The organism is Methylophilaceae bacterium, from assembly GCA_018398995.1.
Taxonomy (GTDB): domain Bacteria; phylum Pseudomonadota; class Gammaproteobacteria; order Burkholderiales; family Methylophilaceae.
On record CP073759.1, the window covers coordinates 1,834,785 to 1,853,438 of the forward strand.

Annotated in this window: 16 protein-coding genes; 8 read left to right on the forward strand and 8 right to left on the reverse strand. The window is 40.7% G+C overall.

Annotated elements, in window-relative coordinates; genetic code table 11:
* Window positions 1-120: 120 nt before the first annotated feature.
* On the reverse strand, window positions 121-1,347 hold the full coding sequence (locus KFB94_09220) for a DNA photolyase (protein ID QVL45396.1): 1,227 nt from the start codon (window positions 1,345-1,347) through the stop codon (window positions 121-123).
* 23 nt (window positions 1,348-1,370) lie between these two features.
* Window positions 1,371-2,930 (reverse strand): deoxyribodipyrimidine photo-lyase, encoded by a 1,560-nt coding sequence (locus KFB94_09225; GenBank protein ID QVL45397.1) that lies wholly within the window; start codon window positions 2,928-2,930, stop codon window positions 1,371-1,373.
* 236 nt (window positions 2,931-3,166) lie between these two features.
* Between KFB94_09225 and KFB94_09230 the strand changes: the two genes are divergently transcribed.
* The 7 genes from KFB94_09230 (at window position 3,167) to KFB94_09260 (ending at window position 10,551) form a co-directional block, all read left to right on the forward strand.
* Entirely contained in the window at window positions 3,167-3,958 is a 792-nt protein-coding gene (locus tag KFB94_09230) for a bacteriorhodopsin (GenBank protein ID QVL45398.1), read from the forward strand.
* 102 nt (window positions 3,959-4,060) lie between these two features.
* Window positions 4,061-5,038 (forward strand): polyprenyl synthetase family protein, encoded by a 978-nt coding sequence (locus KFB94_09235; protein ID QVL45399.1) that lies wholly within the window; start codon window positions 4,061-4,063, stop codon window positions 5,036-5,038.
* Between the two features lie 4 nt (window positions 5,039-5,042).
* Window positions 5,043-6,518 (forward strand): phytoene desaturase, encoded by a 1,476-nt coding sequence (crtI, locus tag KFB94_09240; protein QVL46655.1) that lies wholly within the window; start codon window positions 5,043-5,045, stop codon window positions 6,516-6,518.
* Window positions 6,519-6,573: 55 nt separating this feature from the next.
* Window positions 6,574-7,575 carry a phytoene/squalene synthase family protein gene (locus KFB94_09245; protein ID QVL45400.1) on the forward strand — a complete coding sequence of 334 codons (1,002 nt, stop codon included), beginning with the start codon at window positions 6,574-6,576 and terminating at the stop codon, window positions 7,573-7,575.
* Between the two features lie 6 nt (window positions 7,576-7,581).
* Complete coding sequence (locus KFB94_09250) at window positions 7,582-8,832, forward strand: hypothetical protein (GenBank protein QVL45401.1); 1,251 nt, start codon at window positions 7,582-7,584, stop codon at window positions 8,830-8,832.
* Between the two features lie 64 nt (window positions 8,833-8,896).
* Window positions 8,897-9,760: a Brp/Blh family beta-carotene 15,15'-dioxygenase gene (locus tag KFB94_09255; protein ID QVL45402.1), complete on the forward strand. Its 864-nt coding sequence runs from the start codon at window positions 8,897-8,899 to the stop codon at window positions 9,758-9,760.
* Window positions 9,761-10,092: 332 nt separating this feature from the next.
* Window positions 10,093-10,551, forward strand: coding sequence for a hypothetical protein (locus KFB94_09260; protein QVL45403.1), 459 nt, complete (start codon window positions 10,093-10,095; stop codon window positions 10,549-10,551).
* Window positions 10,552-10,708: 157 nt separating this feature from the next.
* On the opposite strand, the gene KFB94_09265 is transcribed toward KFB94_09260, so the two are convergent.
* Window positions 10,709-11,365 carry a hypothetical protein gene (locus tag KFB94_09265; protein ID QVL45404.1) on the reverse strand — a complete coding sequence of 219 codons (657 nt, stop codon included), beginning with the start codon at window positions 11,363-11,365 and terminating at the stop codon, window positions 10,709-10,711.
* Window positions 11,366-11,615: 250 nt separating this feature from the next.
* Here KFB94_09265 and KFB94_09270 point away from each other — a divergent pair, with 250 nt between their 5' ends.
* The gene (locus KFB94_09270; GenBank protein QVL45405.1) at window positions 11,616-13,049 is read left to right on the forward strand and encodes a carbonic anhydrase family protein; all 1,434 of its coding nucleotides are present in this window, start codon (window positions 11,616-11,618) and stop codon (window positions 13,047-13,049) included.
* Window positions 13,050-13,059: 10 nt separating this feature from the next.
* On the opposite strand, the gene KFB94_09275 is transcribed toward KFB94_09270, so the two are convergent.
* From KFB94_09275 to KFB94_09295, 5 genes are all read right to left on the reverse strand, one after another.
* On the reverse strand, window positions 13,060-13,995 hold the full coding sequence (locus KFB94_09275) for a rhodanese-related sulfurtransferase (protein QVL45406.1): 936 nt from the start codon (window positions 13,993-13,995) through the stop codon (window positions 13,060-13,062).
* A gap of 89 nt (window positions 13,996-14,084) precedes the next feature.
* Window positions 14,085-14,750 (reverse strand): formylmethanofuran dehydrogenase subunit C, encoded by a 666-nt coding sequence (locus KFB94_09280; GenBank protein QVL45407.1) that lies wholly within the window; start codon window positions 14,748-14,750, stop codon window positions 14,085-14,087.
* On the reverse strand, window positions 14,747-15,688 hold the full coding sequence (gene fhcD / locus KFB94_09285) for a formylmethanofuran--tetrahydromethanopterin N-formyltransferase (GenBank protein ID QVL46656.1): 942 nt from the start codon (window positions 15,686-15,688) through the stop codon (window positions 14,747-14,749). Before fhcD ends, KFB94_09280 begins: the two co-directional genes overlap by 4 nt.
* A 13-nt stretch (window positions 15,689-15,701) precedes the next feature.
* Entirely contained in the window at window positions 15,702-17,363 is a 1,662-nt protein-coding gene (locus KFB94_09290) for a formylmethanofuran dehydrogenase subunit A (protein QVL45408.1), read from the reverse strand.
* Complete coding sequence (locus tag KFB94_09295; protein ID QVL45409.1) at window positions 17,360-18,559, reverse strand: formylmethanofuran dehydrogenase; 1,200 nt, start codon at window positions 18,557-18,559, stop codon at window positions 17,360-17,362. The genes KFB94_09290 and KFB94_09295 overlap by 4 nt, the downstream gene beginning before the upstream one ends.
* Window positions 18,560-18,654 lie beyond the last annotated feature (95 nt).

Consider the following 18,654-nt stretch of genomic DNA (forward strand, 5'->3'; position numbering starts at 1 on the left):
AAATAAGTTCATAAGGCAGGCGATGTTGAGATTAGTTCAACGCACCAAAGCAACAGTTATTGAATCATTGCTATTAATTTATTGGGGATGTTTGTAGAGGTGGGTGGACTGTACTCTCAATTACTGACAAATGAAGTCCTTTGAGGCGGTTTTCCAGAAGCGCGAGAAGCTTTTGATATCGGTTGCGGTAAGATTTGCTGAGCAGACTTTTTGTTCTGGATGCCACATAACTGGGTACCCTGTAGCTTGTTGCTTTAGTTTAATATTTGGGGTGTTTTGCGTCATAATTTGCTGCGTATTCAGTAAGCTAAAGACCTCGCTGGCGTTGCCTATCCATACCTTTACATCAGGCATTTCAATTAAGCAGTCTGCGATAAATTGTAGTCTGATGATAGACCAGTTTTGATAAAAATCGGGGTCAATAATAAATATCTTTTCATAGGGCTGTGTTAATAATGGGTGTTTGTTACTGAGCATTTCATCATGGACCCAAACAATTGTTTGATTGCCTAGCGGTTTATCTTTAATGATGGGGAATGCTGGTTTTTGTTGCCGCGCAGCTTGCTGTGTTGGTTTGAATAATTGGTGATCTAGGTTTTCATAGCTATCTTTAAAAGGACATGCAGCCCGACATGTTTCGCAGTGCTGATGATTGGTATATTTTGCTAGATTTTCTTGATTAAAAAAGTAGGGCTTGTGACTAAAAGTAGAAGCTACCCATTGCCAAGAAAGGTGGTTGCTTGCGTAGTCTCCGTCTAGGAGTAAATCGTGCATCCAGTTTGCGCCATTTAGCCAATCTGTTTTTCGCCAGTGCACCACATAGGATGCTAGCCACATACGCGCATGGTTATGTAAATAGCCTTCTGTATTGAGTGTTGTGATAAAGCTATCCATACAGGGCAGGCCGGTGCTGGCTTGTTTAATATCATCGGGCAAGCTATTAAACGATAAAGTGACTTTAGGGGGCTGCATATCGAGCAATATGGCATTGCCGTAGTAATACCAAACTGTTCGCCAGTATTCTCGCCATGCAAACTCATTTAATAGTTTTTGACCACTGATACCAAATTGTTCATTCACATGAGTGACTGCTTCTTTTATGGTGATGCATCCATGTCTTAAATAGGGCGATAGATGCGTGACATGCCCATTTAAATAATTTCTTGTTTGACCGTAGCGCACTCCATCAACCTTGCTGAGTGTAGATAATGCTTGTTGTCGACCGCCACGTAAGGATTGTAATAGTGTGTGTGGTGGGCGTTGCGCGTTTGGAAATAATGCCAGTATTGACTGGTCTCGCTCATCAGCGGCGAGTGGTATTTTCCACATATTACTTGTTGGTTTCATGATGGTCATTTTCAAAAAGACTTTTAAAAAAGTGAGCTTTGTTTTGGTGATTGCGGTGTGCTGCTAATAGTGCTTTTTTTAGGGCTTGATCGTTTATTGTTAAATGTACGCGACCCATGTTTATGCAATACATTACGCGTTTCAGCTTTGTGTTGATCCTGTTTTCTGGCGTATGCAATTTTTGATTTTGCATCATGCATGGCTTGCTGTATGTCTACTATGGGCGACGGATAATCTTTATCAATTACACACCCATATTTTAATTGCAGTGGTGCCGGCATTAAGGCGGGCTCAAAAATCCACGTGTCGGGCACATGGTTTAATGCAGGCAGCCATTTGCGAACAAATTGACCACGTGGATCCTGATCTTGTGCTTGTTTCACTGGATTATAGATACGTAATGTATTGATGCCGGTTGATCCCGATTGCATTTGTATTTGTGGCCAATGAATGCCAGGCTCGTAATCGACAAATTCTCTGGCTAAATGTAACCCTGTTTGGCGCCAATGAAGCCATAATAAATAAGAAGCAGTACTGATCAACATGGCCCGCATTCTAAAATTAATCCAGCCTTGTTGTTTTAGCATAGCAAGGCAAGCGTCAACCATAGGCCATCCGGTTTGGCCATTGCGCCAAGCGACTAATCGTCTTTGAGACTCTGTATCGTTAAGCAGCTCATCTCTTATCCCAATATGCGCTTTGTGCATATGGGCCAGTTCTAGCGTTGGTTCGCTTTCAAGCTTTTGCATAAAATGGCAGCGCCAGTGTAGCCGGCTTTCAAAGCTTCTAAGCCCTAAGATTAATGGATGTTTAGTATCCATTCCTTTCGCACGCTGTTTTGCCACGGTTGTTCTTGTTGCTTGAACGACTTCTCTGGGAGAGAGGCAACCCCAGGCTAAATAGGGTGATAATCTAGAGCTGGCTTCAGTCGCTTGAATAGGGCTGGAAATGCCGCCCCTATAGAAACCAGATCGATCGCTGAGAAAGCTGGATAAAGTAGCTAAGGCAATCTCTCGGCCACCTTGTTGGCGTTGTGGTTTATCTTCGCCACTCGCTCTAGTCACTGGCGGCTTTGGTAGCGCAATCACAGGGTGCTTATTGTGTGATGGCGATACGGTAATGAGCGGAGCACGCATATGACTTTCCCATTTAACATGCCACGCATCACGATTTTTTAACGCACGAACAACACCATTCTGCGGATATTGATGCCACTTAACATGATAAGTTTTACACCATTTTGCTACTGATTGATCGATCGCATAGCTCGTTAAGTTGCCTGTTTCTTCATGGCTATGGATTTCTGCGATTGCTTGTTGTTGCGCAATAAAAGTAAGCGTTTCTAAGATGCTGATTGATGATATATGTAGAGTTATGCCAAGATTATTTAAAGCAAGCCTAAGCGATTTTAAACACTCACCAACAAATGTCTGTTGCGATAAGGAGGCATCTTCTGCTTTCCACATAGCAGGCTCCCAACAATATAAGGCTACGATGGGGCCTTTTTTTAGTGCGGTTGAGAGCGCGGCATGATTCTCAACCCTAAGGTCACGCTTAAACCAAACAATATGTAGTGGCTGCATATGCAATAAAATTCAACAAAAAAGTAGGATTTTTACAATAAAATAAGGTTCCCATGACCGTATTTTTAATCTAAAACCAATTGACTCATGATATTAAGGAAGCAAGTATCATTATTATCATTAAATATTTCAAATTGTTAATAAATTGTTAATTTTTTTTGCAACTTATCGCAGCTTACACATACTATAGGTTGCTGTTTAATTTCTTGGTAACAATATTAATGAAGGATTTAATCATGATAAAAAGTAATATAAGTACTAAAGTTGTAAAGTTGCTTGCAGGGATTGGTTTATTATCTGCGTCAGGCTTTGCTATGGCAGAAAGTGGCGTGATGTTGCAACCAGATGATTTTGTTGGTATTTCATTTTGGTTAATTTCAATGGCGCTGGTTGCGTCGACAGTGTTTTTCTTTTTAGAGCGTGATCGTGTTGAAGGTAAGTGGAAAACTTCACTAACTGTTTCAGGATTGGTTACTTTAGTTGCAGCTGTACATTATTTCTACATGCGAGATGTATGGGTAATGACAGGTGAGACACCAACAGTTTATCGTTACATTGATTGGCTAATTACTGTGCCATTATTGATGATCGAGTTTTACTTGATTTTAAAAGCCATTACAAAAGTACCAACTGGTGTGTTTTGGCGTTTACTAATCGGTACATTTGTGATGTTAGCTGGTGGTTATTTAGGTGAAGCAGGCTACATTGGTGTATGGCCAGGATTTGTGATTGGTATGGTAGGTTGGGCATATATTCTGTATGAGATTTTTGTTGGCGAGGCTGGAAAAATCAATGCACAATCATCACCACCAGCAGTACAGTCAGCATTTAGTTTAATGCGTTTGATCGTTACTTTTGGTTGGGCGATTTATCCTATCGGATACTTCTTAGGTTACTTAACAGGCGGTAGCCCAGCAGACAGTTCAAATATGCTTAATATCGTTTATAACTTAGCCGATGTGCTTAACAAAATCGCATTTGGTGTGATTATTTGGACAGTAGCTGTTAGCGAATCAAACAAAGCCTAAATTTTTGGTATGGCTTAGTTGTAACGAGGTGATGCTAGCGTGAAGTTTGCGTTAGCATCACTTTGTTAAATTTAAAAAGCAATATTATTCAGAGACTCTAACATGCCAAATGTCCAGTATATTGATCAACAGAAAGTCAAATTAGAGCAATATGATATCGCTGATGATTTTGAGAGATATTTAGAAAGCTTACTGACCAGTGTATATTCTAATAAAGAAGATACATTGAAAAATTTAAGCCAAGAAGCGGCTAAATATCACTTAAATTGCGGTGGCAAACGTATCAGAGCTAATATTGCAATCAAAGCATGTGCTGCATTAAATTTAAATAAGCAAGATTCTTTTAGTATTGGCGCAGTTGCCGAGCTATTACACAATGGTTCATTAGTGCACGACGATATACAAGATGGTGATAAAACGCGTCGTGGCCACCAGACCGTTTGGACTAAATATGGTAAAGAAATTGCGATATGCACAGGCGATTTATTTATATCTTCTGCCTACGCTGCACTGGCTAATATTTCCAATCCTAGCGTATTGCCAGCAATGATTAAACTAGTACACCAGCAAGTGACAGCCACCATAAAAGGACAGAGTGTAGATGTCCACCACAAGGTCAATGCCATCACGTCAGTAGCAAGTTATGAAGCGGTTGTTATTGCCAAGTCAGGTGCACTGTTAAGCTTGCCGCTACAGTTGGCATTACTTGCGGCTAATCACACAGAATATTTAGCAAAAGCTGAGCAAATTGCAAATGCATTTGCCCTCATCTATCAAATAGCAGATGACTTAAATGACGTACATATCGACATGCAGTTAGCTGACTATAATCGTTACGATAAAAGCGTTAAACATGAAGATTTAGCGCGATTAAATATTATTTTTATATTGCAAAAACTGGCCGGAGAAGACAAAGTAAATGACAAACTGTCTAGCTCGTATGAGGTCACGAATGTTGCCAAGCAAATTGCACTAAAAAAAGCCAATGAATGTATCCAACTAGCACAAGATTTGCCAAATCGTTGCGGGCTGTATATTCAAACGCTAGCGTTAGATTTAAAAGCAAAGTTAATTAATTAGAATGATGCATGCGATTGTCATTGGTGCTGGTTTTGGCGGTATCGCTTCTGCTTTAAGGTTAAGAGCTAAAGGGTATGATGTTACGCTGATAGATCGCTGTAATAGACTTGGTGGCAGAGCCCAAGTTTTTGAACGAGCTGGTTTTAAATATGATGCAGGTCCTACGGTCATTACCGCACCATTTTTATTTGATGAATTGTTTGAATTGTTTAATGAAACATTCTCAGATCACGTGACTTTGGTGCCGCTTAAGCCATGGTATCGGTTTTATTTTGCCGATAAGACAACTTTTGATTACGGTGGCACCTTAGATGAAACGCTAGATGAGATTGCAAAAATATCACCTAACGATTGTAGTGGTTATGTCAAACTTCTTGCGCACTCTAAACGTATCTTTGAAATCGCATTTATTCAATTATCCGATAAGCCCTTTCATCAATTCAACACAATGCTGCGATTAATTCCAAGTCTGCTTAAACTACGTAGCTATGAAACCGTTTGGCAAATGGTATCGAGGCATTTAACGAATACAAAGCTAAGACAGGCCTTTTCAATCCAGCCGCTTCTGGTTGGGGGCAACCCTTTTAATACGACCAGTATTTATGGACTAATCCATTACTTAGAACGTGCATATGGCGTGCACTTTGCAATGGGGGGCACGGGGGCTATTATTGACGCATTAGGTCAGCTGATGCAAAGACATGGCGTGACAGTTAGACTTAATACCACGATTACAAAAATTAACGTCGAGAATGGCGTGGCCACCAGTGTGCTTTTGGCTGATGGCAGGTCAATAGCAGCGGATGTCGTTGTTTCTAATGCAGACCCTGCCCATTTATACGAATCGATGGTTGCCAAAAAAGCCCAATCTACCACCAACAAGCTGAAGCTTTCAAACGCGAAATTTTCTATGGGTTTGTATGTGTTGTATTTTGGTACATCTGCGCAATACCCCGATATTGCGCACCACACAATATGGATGGGCGCTCGATATCAAGAACTATTGGCTGATATCTTTGATAAAAAAATACTGCCAAATGACTTTTCACTTTATTTGCATCGACCAACAGCTACAGATAGTAGTTTTGCGCCTGCAGGTTGTGATAGTTTTTACGTTCTCTGCCCGGTGCCAAATTTACAAGGTGCTATCAATTGGTCTATTGAAGGACCAAAATTACAGCAACGGATTATTCAGGCACTTAATGACACCATTTTGCCAAATTTAAAATCCACCATTGTTGATCCTTTTTATATGACACCTGAAAATTTTAGCAACGACTATCTCAGTGCGCATGGCGCTGGGTTTTCTATAGCACCTATTTTTAGTCAATCTGCGTGGTTTAGGTTCCATAATAAAGCTGAAAAAATCCGTAATTTATACCTAGTTGGCGCGGGCACCCACCCTGGTGCTGGTTTGCCTGGTGTGCTGAGTTCTGCAAAAGTAGTTGATCGTTTAATACAGCCGATTAAACGTTCCTAAATAAATAGTGTCTGATTTTTACTTTTAAGATGGCCACTTTTGAACCAATACGAATGTGAATATAGAATTCAAACAACTACCATACACTGGGCTTAATGCCGATGCTGTATTGGCAATAAAAGGAAGTAGCTTTTATTGGGCGCGTTTTTTTTTGGGCAAGCGCCATGCGCAACGCGCAACGCGCTTATACCGATTTTGCCGATATATTGATGATATTGCTGATGAAGTGCTATGCAACGAAACGGCTGAAGCGCAGCTGGCCTTGAATGATATTAGCCAAGATATTAGTCGAAAAGTATCACAGAATCCTATTACGCAAGATATGCTGCTGTTAATGCAAGAGTGCGATATAGCGCCTGGCATCATCCTGTCACTATTAGAAGGCGTTACACAGGATTTATCTCCAGTGATGATGCAGGATACCGATGCACTTATCCGCTACTGTTATTTAGTGGCAGGCACTGTTGGTGTAATGATGTGTAAAATTTTAGATATCAAAGACCCACGCGCATATCCGTTTGCAATAGATTTGGGTATTGCTATGCAGTTAACCAATATTAGTCGAGATGTAGCGGCCGACGCCAAATTGGGTCGCTGTTATTTGCCACTAAATACAATTAACACTATAACAAGCGCTGATTTAACATTGGATGATTTAGTCATGCCACCAGACGAAAAAAAAGTAGATTTACAAGCATGTTTAAATAAACTACTGATATTGGCGGATAGCTATTATGAAAGCAGTCGTTATGGGCTACATTTTATTGATGTTAAATCACGTTTGAGTATATTGGTTGCAGCCAATGTTTATCGCCAAATCGGCGTTTTGCTTAAAGCGCGTCAGTATCAATATTGGTTGGGCAGAGTGCGGGTGAGTAAACCCACAAAAATGCTTGTGACGGTGAACGTGTTTTTAAAAGCATTAATCACACCACACTTTTGGCACTTTACTTATCCATACAATCAGCACAAACACGATGCTACATTGCACAACGCCTTAGTTGATTTACCGTATGCCAATACGCCTGCAAATACCATCGCTCAAGAAGCTAGCTAATACCACATGACAGAAGATTTGATTATTTTAGGAGGTGGGTGCGCAGGATTAAGTTTAGCCATGCAATTGGCAAAACTGGGTAAAGATTGCCCCAAAACAACCATTATTGAAAGTCGAGCAAGCTATGTTAATGATCGCACTTGGTGTTATTGGGGGTCGGATCATACCCAGCATGCATCTGATTGGTTGCGAAGTAGTGAAGATATTCAGGCGGAACAATGGGCTAACAAATCATGGCCTGCAATATTATTAAAATATCAAAACGATACAGTAAGGGTGAACTGCTTAACAACGCCGTATCAAATGCTTGCATCTTCTATTTTTTATGAAAATGCACTCAAGCTAATCGCACACAACGACAACATTCGCTTGATCCGCGATACACCTGTTAATGGCTCTCCTGTCTATTTAAGTGATGCATTACAGGCAGATACTGCTCTAAACGGCGTGTGGAGAGTACAAACTAACAATCAAGATTTTTTAAGCAAAACAATTGTGGATACTAGGCCAACAAAGACGATGACTGCAGACGATGCGTTGATGTGGCAATCGTTTTTAGGTCAAGAAGTATCGTTTGAGCATGATACGTTTGATGCTGATTGTGCGACCTTAATGGACTTTGGCGGCGAAAAGCAAAACGGTAGTGATGAAGTGACTTTTATTTATATTTTACCCATATCCAATCAAAGAGCTTTAGTCGAATTGACCGTTTTTGCCAAAAAGCCAATTGCAAAAGAAGCACTGGAAAAACCGCTTGCTAATGCAATTAGAACATTAAACCCTACACAAGCTGCAGTGATTGATCGAACTGAATTTGGCGTGTTGCCCATGGGCTTAAAAGTCAATAATCTCAAGCATGATGATTCAAGCCAAGATGATCACAAACAACGTAGTTATGTGTATGCGGGATTGTTTTTTGGCGCAGCAAGACCAAGCTCAGGCTACGCTTTTATGCGCATACAACGCTGGGCTAAACGCTGTGCACACAGTATCGCAAGCAGCGGAATTCCGATAAGCCATACACCTGATTCGGCATGGCTGACTTGGATGGATACCTTGTTTTTAAAGGTAATTTTACATCAGCCAAGTCTGGCGCCTACGCTGTTCATGGCTATGTTTGGTCGTGTCAATGCGCATAGTATGGTTCGATTTTTAAGTGATCAAGCCAAGCTCAGAGATTATCTATGGATTATTTTGGCACTTCCGCCAATACCCTTTTTAAAGCAGCTTGTCAGACAATTGTTTAACCATGACTAACGTAATAATAGACAACGCCTCGCGGTTAAATAAATGGACGATGCGTCATAGCAATATATTTTGTATGGCTACCATACTAGTTATCTTATTTTCACAGAGTATCGCGGTATTGCCGCATGCCATATTACTTGGCATGATTGTTTTTAGCATTGCTTTGATTGGCGTGCCCCACGGCGCGCTCGATATATTATTTGCTAAACAGCACTGGAAACTGAATACCGTTTTTCGCTGGTTTGTTTTTTTGCTGACTTATTTAATGTTGGTTGCTCTAGTAGTGGTATTGTGGTTGTGGCAGCCTATTGTCTTTTTTGTCGGATTTTTAATAATTTCTATCATGCATTTTGCAGATGATTGTCCTGCTAGCACACCAAAGATAATCAAAATATTACAAGGTGGCGCTTTGATTGTGTTGCCTTCGCTAATGTTTAATACACAAATGGCTCAACTTTTTTCTTATTTTATCAGTCAGGACGCATCGATAATCCTGGTTGAAAAACTACGTAGTATGGCTTTTTTGTGGTGTTTAGGCCTGTTAGCGAGTGCGCTATGGTTGTTAAAGCGAGATAGGCGTGTGGCACTAGAAGTGATTTCAACCAGTTTTTTAGCATTATTGGTTACGCCACTTGTAGCGTTCACTTTATATTTTTGTGGTTTACACAGCATAAGACATATATTGCGTAGTGAAATATTCTTGAAACCTGAAACAAATATATTAAAAATTACTGGATTAGTTGCACCAACTGTCGCTACGATAATCATTGCTGCACTTTGCTGGAATTTCTTGCCGGCTGCTACATTGAATGGTCAATTAATCCAGATTATATTTGTCAGTTTGGCCGCACTTACGCTCCCGCATATGCTTATTTTATATCTATCTGGCTTTGTTTTTTGGAATAAGGGCGAGGGCACCCAACAGACGTTGCCCTGACGCTCGATGCCAATTACCTCACCTGTACTGCTTAGTGAATTAATACTGTTTGATTCGAGGTGCTTAATTTGCTGAAAAATAGGGTTTTAAAACAACATCCATAAACAGATCGCATGGATTGGGCAGCTGTAGTGCCGCCTGAAGATCAAGAAAATCTGCATGAACAGCATTTATTATTCGCTATTTATTTGCTGATATTAAGCAAATTGCTCACTTATAAAATAAAATGAGTTTGTTTGATTTGCTGTAATAAATACCCCTGCATAAGCACTTTGACACGCTATGACTTTAGCGCTAGGATTCAGTCTCATTCAACTTTTCAGGGTATTAATATGGCCTCATCTTTGCAAAAAGCGCGTAATACAAAATCGACGCGTTTATGGTTTTTGGTATTGTTATTGGTGATTGTGGTTGCTCTGTATATGACGGGCATTATTAAGAAAGGCTTTGCAATTGGGTTGGGTATATTATTGCTAGCGGCAATTGGTATTCAAACGTTTGATTATGATCTGGATTTAGGCACTTTATGGGAAACTGGTAGCATTAAAGAGTCGCGCGTACAACAGACAAAAGACGGTGTGGTATTGAAGGGTGATTGCGTGAGGCCGGCTGGCAAATCTAAAGAGTTTGACTTAAATTGCAGTAATTTTAGTACGCAAGCAAAGTATGATTATTGTGCCGAACAAATAGCCAACAACAATCAAGGACTTGATAGAGCAAAAATCATTAACTTAGATGTGTATGGTTTGGATGGCAATAAAAATGGGATAGTTTGCGAGGCTTTACCATAAATGTTGGTATTGGATTGTTTAAAAGCCGCTTTTTGCGGCTTTTTTAAACGACATGATGGCTTCGTGACGGTTTGTTTTTAATGGTATAGCAAATGGCTCGACAATAGTTTGATGGTGTTTTTGCTCTTCTGCTAATGTGACTCAGGCCTGATTTAACTTAATTTTTTCCAAATGTTAGTGCTTCAGCATTGGGATCATTTTCCCAAAAATGATAAAAGTCTCGGACAACATCAAGATACAAATCGCGAATTTCTTTCGTTTTAAATAAAGGCAAAGTGAGGTCAACCGATATACGATAGGCCGCATGATTTTTGATTGGCGCTTCTCTTAGACGTAATAAAATGATTTTAACTAATTTGCTTCTTGTATCAATGATAGAGTAATCTGCACCAAGATTGGTTAGCGCTTGGAGATAGCCGGTAAGTGATTGGTTTTCTTCCGTGTTAAATGTTGCACCATCTAAATTTTTGGTCAGAGCGTCTAATGTTGAATGTTTGGGCTTCCATTTAATTTCTTTTGTACTAAAGCCATAGTACTCATGAAACATTGCAATCGCTTTAATATCATCCATCCAAAACGGAAAATATTCGCGTGCGGTATTAAGCGCATTACTTCTGTCTTCTAGTGGCAGTTGGATGAGGGTTTCTTCTAATGCAAAGGCAAATGCTTTGCGCGTTTGTTCTTTGATGACTAATTTAATCATTAAACTATCTAAAAAGCGCGAACGTAGGAAAAGTGTATTTGTGGATGCGCCTTTACTTTGTAAAAATTTTAAATAAGCATCCGCAGCTTGTTTTTCTCTAGTCTTGGCCATTTTAGTTGTGAGACACCTTCAATTGATTGATCGTCAGATAGATACCCTTGATTGGATTGCATACTATTGAATCTTATTGTATGTGGTTTTTGGCCATTTGATAAGCTGATTTAAACATGAAAACCTTGATTCACTGCCGTTTTGAAGCATATCGTCATTAGCCATAATAAGCGTGATAGATTGTTTAGCGTTGTGATCGCAGATTTCGAATTTGGTTGGATATCATGGGAGTCGTTGGGTGAGTCAGTGTTTGATGAGAAAAGTAGCGATTAGCTTATTATTAAGCATGCCGTATGCTAGTACATATGCAGCGCAATGGATTAATCTGCAAGAGAGTAAACATGCAACCTTAATGCTGGATAAACAATCGATTGTTGAAACGGGTAAGTATCAAAAAGCATGGGTAAAAATCGACTATGCGACTTTGCAAACCAATTTGGAATATCCTGAGAAAAGTTATAACAATGCAAAACTTTTATGGTATTTCAATTGCACAGAACAAAAATTAGCAACAGCGCAGGTTTATCAGCTTTTAAATGAAGAGCAAATTTATTCTGCTGCAATAGATATCAAAAGGGCGCGCTTTTTAGAACCAGTACCTGAAACAGAAGCTGATATTGCGATGCATTTTGTTTGCCAACAAAAACAACGTGATGAAGAGTTGAAGCAAAAAAAAGCACGTGCATTAGAAAAGGCAAATAGTCAGCCCATTAGCCCAACGCCAGCGGATAATTCACCAACACCAACACCAACACCAACACCAACGCTGATACCTTCAGCTGTAAACCCGCCAGTATCTGCGCCAACAATAGTAAAGCCAACCATTGAATCAGACCAATTATCTGAGAGTGATCAACAAAAACAAACGGAAAAATCAGCCATAAAAGGCAAAGAAAAATTAGCTATCGTAAAAGATAACAAAAATAAGGTGGCTAAAGAGCGCGCTAGTGATGAGGTACATGTTACAGATAAGCCATTTAAAAAAGCATCAAAAGTTAAGAAAAAACACAAAATGACAGATTGGCAATACACAGGTAGTAATGGACCTGAGTTTTGGGGTGACTTAAGTGCGGATTATGTCACTTGTCAAACTGGACGGAATCAATCGCCAATTAATATTGATAAGACAATTATTACAAAGGCTAAGCCACTAAAAACTTTTCAACGATTTCCGATTACGCATATTGTTCATAATGGAAATACGATTCTGGCCGAATTTAAACCTGGTAATGTAATGGTTGTTGATGAGGTGATGTATCAGATGAAACAAGTGAGTTTTCATGCGCCGAGCGAGAATCAGATCATGGGAAAGTCTTACCCATTAGAGGCGCAATTCTTACATGAAGACACCAATGGTAATGTTGCCTTCTTAGCGGTGATGTATGAACAAGGTAATGAAAATAAAGCGATTACGAAGTTGTGGCAACAATTACCAAAAAGAAAAGGTAAGCCAAGCAAATTAAACACCACAGTTTTGGCCGGTGAATTAATGCCTAGACCAAAAGACTATTATCGATTTGGTGGTTCTCTGACTACACCGCCGTGTACCGAGGGTGTAGTGTGGCTGATCATGAAAACAACCATGACAGTCTCTCAGCAACAAATTAATGCGTTTAAAGCCGTCATGGGCGCCGACAATAATCGACCTGTGCAACCGCTGAACGGTAGAATGGTGATTGAATAGACAGTTGTTGCTAGCTTTTTTTGGCGCTAGCACTAATAGCTGCGCCAATATGCGCTTGGCCACGTTGCTTGGCTAAAACAACTTGTTTTTGTCTTTCAGTTAATGCTGCTTTTTTTTCTTCTGAGGTTTTATCGTAGCAATGCGGACAAGAAATGCCTGGTGTATATTGCTCACTTTTCATTTCTTCTTGAGAAAGTGGCATACGACATGCATAACATTGATCATAGTCTCCCACTGCGAGGCCATGTTTTACGCCAACGCGTTGATCAAATACAAAACATTCACCTTCCCATAAACTTTCTGCTTCGGGCACAGTTTCTAAATATTTAAGAATACCGCCTTGCAGGTGATACACTTCTTCAAAACCTTGTTGTTTCATGTAAGAGGAAGCTTTTTCACAACGGATGCCGCCTGTGCAAAACATTGCGACTTTTTTATTTTTGGTTTTATCTAAATTTTGTTCTACAAAGCTTGGAAATTCTCTAAACGTGGTTGTTTTCGGGTCAATTGCACCCTTAAAAGTACCAATATGCGTTTCGTAGTCATTGCGCGTATCTAATAAAATAACATCAGGATCACTGATGAGCGCGTTCCAATCTTCAGGTTTTACATAAGTACCGACCACGTTATTTGGGTTAACGCCTTCTACACCCATGGTGACAATTTCTTTTTTTAGCTTCACTTTCATGCGATAAAACGGATGACTATCGGCATAGGATTCTTTGTGTTCTAAATCGCCAAAACGCGGGTCTTGACGTAGATACGCCAAGACGGCATGTATATCATCCGATTTTCCTGCAATGGTGCCGTTAATTCCTTCCAGCGCCAGTAATAACGTGCCTTTGATATGATGTTTTACGCAAAAGTCTAAAATAGGTTTTTGGAGTGTTTGATAGTCAGGCAGGCTAACAAATTTATAGAGTGCTGCTGTTAGAAATTGGTCCATTTGTAAATAACGATAAGCGATAAAATACAAATTTTAACATTGTTTCGATTGAATCGATTTGATTCAGATCAGATGATTTATTATCAATATTATGCTTGTAAAACCAGCATTTCTGCTTTACCCATGCCAGAAACATCCCCCATCCAACGCCTGACTCGACGATTGCTTAATTGAGTAAACTTGGAATCTAGCGTTTGAAAGGATTGATACAATAGGTTTAAAAACGGTAAAGTGTGCAACCCGCAATCTAACCAAGTCGCTTGCTCTGCGGGCGTTTGCGATAACAATAGTGTGCCGCGCTTCATGCCATAACCGATGTGCGCTCCCGTTTTGCCCAATACGCCCAGCGTCCCCGCGCGCATATTGGATGCACAATAATCACCGGCATCACCTTCGATTAGCAAGATACCGCGGCGCATTGTATCGCCTGCTCGTTCGCCAGCATTGCCTTTGCAGATCAACACACCGCCTTGCATTTGTGCACCTATAAAATCGCCAGCATCACCATTGATGGTAATATTGCCTGTTTTCATGCGATAACCGATATATTGGAGTTGAGCAGTCGTATTGTTAAAGATTAATGTTGTTGCGTCATCACCTTGGACATCAAATACATCGGCTACTGTTAAGTTTTTTTCAAGATTAATAGCCAGAATGTCACTGAGCGATTTTCCTTGCAAAGTATCTGGTGTTAGTTTTTTACAGTCAATAATCCGCTTAACAGCATCTTTCAGAATAAAAGTGAGTGCACTCATGCTTGTTCTGCCTCAGTTGATAAGTTGCCATGCATAATGGGGTGTAATTTAAATAAATGCGGGCCAAGCTTGCCACCATAATTGCCAGCAGAAATGCGTTTAATGCCATTTTCTGGCCCTAAGGCACAGGCGGCTTCGATGCCAACTTTCATCGATTGTGCAATGTCTTCAAAGGTTAATCCATCAATGACAATTTCCATGACGCTTTCAATATCGTCGCTTAACTCTGATTTAACAATGCCTTTTAAGGTGGGGCAGAAGGCATCATTGGTGCTTGCAAACATCTTGGGATATTTGCTGCCAACTTTAGAGCCTGATCGTACAACGCCGCCTGGAAAAGGCATAATCACGTTATGCAGTTTTTTCATTGCATCAATTGCTGCCTCGCATGCGGCAAGTACCTGTGGTTGGCTTTGGCCTAATACCAAAAAGTTACCCCCCCCAATCGCGCGAACCATGCCAGTCGATTCTTGGGTCAGAAATTCACCATCCATCACAGGAATACGCCAATAACGTTGGTTTTCACCTTTTGCATTAGGCAACAGTTTTGCGATTTGATTACCATCGCCAAAATAGCGTAAATTTTTACCCAAACTGATTTGATCTTCACTCTCAATACCTGCAAACGCAGCAGCAGTTGGACAGGTGAGAATGCATTGACCCATGCGTGTTTCTAGCTGTTGCATTAATACTTTGCTTCCCATGGCAAACATTAAAATGCTGACGCCTGGGCGACCATCGGGCGTTTCTACCGCTGATAATTCACGTTCGATACCAGCCTCTACACCACAACCGATTACGCTAGTGGCAAAGCCTGTCATGGCGTTTGCTGCGTGATAAGCCCATTTAAGATTTTGCGCTGTAATGAGCACACGGGTGCCACGCATATTGAATGCTTCTGCAAAGGTATCGTCTATTTGTACGCCATTTATATTCATTTGCTGTAAGTCGTTATTTTGTGTGGTTGATGACTTGATTGCGACCATCTTCTGCAATTTCATCATTATCAATTTTAAAGTTATCTAACTGGATGGTATGGTATTGATCAAAGTATTCTTTTAAGCCTTTTTCTACACCTTTATCATAAGTCGGTTTAGCGGTATGCGTTTTCCCCCAAACAACTTTGATGATTTCACCATCTTTTACCACTAGCTCCCCATCTTTGAATACATAACTGGGCTTGCTAAACATGGCTTCTTTATCATCTTGTTCAGTATATACAGTAATATCTGCCGCGGCGCCTATGCCCAAGTGACCACGATCACCTAATCCAATCAGTTTAGCTGCGCCTGCACGTGTCATGGTCGCAATTTCATACAATGTATATTCACGTTCAATGGAAGTTAAATTACTCATGGCTTGAGCATCTAAGTTGAGTTTCGCAAAAGCCTCATCTCGAAAAGGCTTGTCCATCAATAAGCGAATTAAATGCGGATAGCAAGTAAACGGCGCGCCATTGGGGTGGTCGGTTGTCAGAAAAACACGCCATGGATCTTCTACGCTTAAAAATATCTCTAAACCAATTGCCCATTGCAACGCATTGACATAATTCTCGTCACGGTATTTAAATGGTACAACGCCACAGCCAGCATCGCATTCAATGTCCATAATGACGGATTTTTTAGGGTTGGCAAGTTTACTATTTAAGTGCTGCATCATGTTGTCACCTGATGCGGTGACGGTTTGACCAAATAAAATTTGCCCAACATCGGCAGTAATATGTGGATTATTATTGATTGCTTCTGCTATTTGCGCAGCAGCAGATGAAAACTGCTTATCACCTTCTGCGCCATAACTATGAAATTGAATATGCGTTAAATGCATGGGAATGCCATCACTGGCGCCCATGGTGTCAAGTGTCGTTTGGAAATTGCCAGCTGCGCCTAGATTGTTACAATGCACATGTAGTGGTTTTGCAATGCCGATGTCATGCACAGCGCGGCTTAGGCTTTGTAGAATTTGGCGCGGAGATACTTGGTAGTGCGCATTATTTTCATCTAAATTTAAGCGGCGCTGATTAAACTTAAAGGCAGAAATGCCGCCAGGATTAACTACTTTGATACCAATTGTTTGTGTTGCATGCATTGTCCAAGCAACATAATCATTGATTGTTTTTTGGTCGGCTTTTTGGCTGAGTAAGCGCAAAAAATAATCATCATTACCCAGCATGACGTAGCCACCTTTATCAATCATGGGTGTATCGCCCATTTCCAAGTGCGCTTGGCGCGCATTAATGGCTAAAATGGCAGGCTCAAATGCTGCGGTATAACCCATTTCAATATAACGCATACCCGTGTTGGTAGTACTTGGGGTGGCATGATGTGTGCAATGCGGCCCACAAATATGCGCTTCAGGCTCTGAGTATTTGAGCGTTTCTTGATACTCGGGCAACATCATGCGCGCAATATTCACCTTGCCACCACCAATATGGCTATGCATATCAATTGCACCTGCCATCACCACTTTTCCTTTTAAATCAATCGTTTCATTGATTTTTTCTGTATCGCTTGGCTTGGCGACAATATAGCCATTACGAATATAAATATCTTCTTTTACGCCATTTTTTTGATGAGCGGGATCGTATACTTTTGCATTTTTGAGTAGAGTAATCATGTTATTAAGGCATCCAATTTTGTCATCACGTCGGCCAGTGTTGGCAACGCACTTTCTCGTGTTTTTTTAAGCGGTAAAACAACAGAAGAATCTACCCTAAATAAAGTGCCTGAACAATCTAGCCCTGGAGTTGCCACAGGTATAAACACAGCTGGTGGTGTTGCAAAATGCAGATTGCTGTTACCTATCACAATCGCTGGTGCGGTTGTTGAGGGGAGTGATTTTTCGTGGCTGAAACTATTAATCCAAACCATGGCATCATGTTGCGTTAGATCGTGTTCAGCTGGCGCTAACGCGCTTAACCATGTATGTGCATAATTGACTGTGGTGTCACCATCACTTCCACCAAGTGCCAGTCCCATCGCGCGACTATGTTCATTTAAAGCGGCAACACTTTCAATAATATTTTGAATCGTTAGTTCGGCGTGTGGATAGTCTAACGCCTTAGCGACCCAGATAAGCACAGCATATTTGGCTTGTCTTAAGCGTTCTGCTAGTGCTTGCAATTCAGCAACAGCAATGCCAGCCACTACCGTTGTATTGAGCGTTTTATGTTGAATTAACGCATGTAAAGCAGCGGTAACTTCAGGTAGTGATTTTGTTGCGCACGGCAGAATCGTTGGTTGTTTGCCTGTTGGAGAGATGCCAGGATGCGTGTTTAAGTGTTCACCACCCAAATAAATCACATCGCGTGCTTGCGGATCAGTAAATAACGCATGTTTATTCCAAACATACCGTTCAAAAAAGCGCGGGTTGTGGCTGATCATGTCAGATCCGATACAGACAATCACATCGGCGCGGTTTTTTACTTCTGTCAATGTGGTGGTTTGCCAGCCTTTGCTTTGTAATACTTTTGTATTGCGCCACGTACTTTGCGCATTCATGTGCATCATCGGTGCTTTTAGCTTTTGAGCAGTATGAAAAACAGCTCTGAAGCCTGTTAAATCGGTGCTTAATCCAGTAAAAATTGGATTGCTAGCCGTGTTTAAAATCGCCGCTGCTTTTTTGATTGCCACTGCAAGATCCACTGGTTTGCCAGTTACGCTAGGCAGCACAATATTTGATGGCTGGGTAAAAAAAGTGACGCTTTTAGCACAAGCGTTTTGTAATTGGTTGTTAATCAAAATATCATCGCACAGTAAGCCACAAGCGGGGCATGTGACAGCAGTGAGATGGTGATCAGTTAATGTTTGCATGAATATATTTTCTGTATGCCCAATGACGCAGCAATGATTAAGTCTCCCTATCATAAACAAAAATAATAGGCTGTAAACCCATAATAACGCTTAAA

Excerpts from the sequence above, each read along its gene's own strand:
- KFB94_09220 (QVL45396.1), bottom strand. The coding sequence starts at position 1,347 with ATGAAACCAACAAGTAATATGTGGAAAATACCACTCGCCGCTGATGAG.
- KFB94_09225 (QVL45397.1), bottom strand. The coding sequence starts at position 2,930 with ATGCAGCCACTACATATTGTTTGGTTTAAGCGTGACCTTAGGGTTGAG.
- KFB94_09230 (QVL45398.1), top strand. The coding sequence starts at position 3,167 with ATGATAAAAAGTAATATAAGTACTAAAGTTGTAAAGTTGCTTGCAGGG.
- KFB94_09235 (QVL45399.1), top strand. The coding sequence starts at position 4,061 with ATGCCAAATGTCCAGTATATTGATCAACAGAAAGTCAAATTAGAGCAA.
- crtI (QVL46655.1), top strand. The coding sequence starts at position 5,043 with ATGCATGCGATTGTCATTGGTGCTGGTTTTGGCGGTATCGCTTCTGCT.
- KFB94_09250 (QVL45401.1), top strand. The coding sequence starts at position 7,582 with ATGACAGAAGATTTGATTATTTTAGGAGGTGGGTGCGCAGGATTAAGT.
- KFB94_09255 (QVL45402.1), top strand. The coding sequence starts at position 8,897 with ATGGCTACCATACTAGTTATCTTATTTTCACAGAGTATCGCGGTATTG.
- KFB94_09260 (QVL45403.1), top strand. The coding sequence starts at position 10,093 with ATGGCCTCATCTTTGCAAAAAGCGCGTAATACAAAATCGACGCGTTTA.
- KFB94_09265 (QVL45404.1), bottom strand. The coding sequence starts at position 11,365 with ATGGCCAAGACTAGAGAAAAACAAGCTGCGGATGCTTATTTAAAATTT.
- KFB94_09275 (QVL45406.1), bottom strand. The coding sequence starts at position 13,995 with ATGGACCAATTTCTAACAGCAGCACTCTATAAATTTGTTAGCCTGCCT.
- KFB94_09280 (QVL45407.1), bottom strand. The coding sequence starts at position 14,750 with ATGAGTGCACTCACTTTTATTCTGAAAGATGCTGTTAAGCGGATTATT.
- fhcD (QVL46656.1), bottom strand. The coding sequence starts at position 15,688 with ATGAATATAAATGGCGTACAAATAGACGATACCTTTGCAGAAGCATTC.
- KFB94_09290 (QVL45408.1), bottom strand. The coding sequence starts at position 17,363 with ATGATTACTCTACTCAAAAATGCAAAAGTATACGATCCCGCTCATCAA.
- KFB94_09295 (QVL45409.1), bottom strand. The coding sequence starts at position 18,559 with ATGCAAACATTAACTGATCACCATCTCACTGCTGTCACATGCCCCGCT.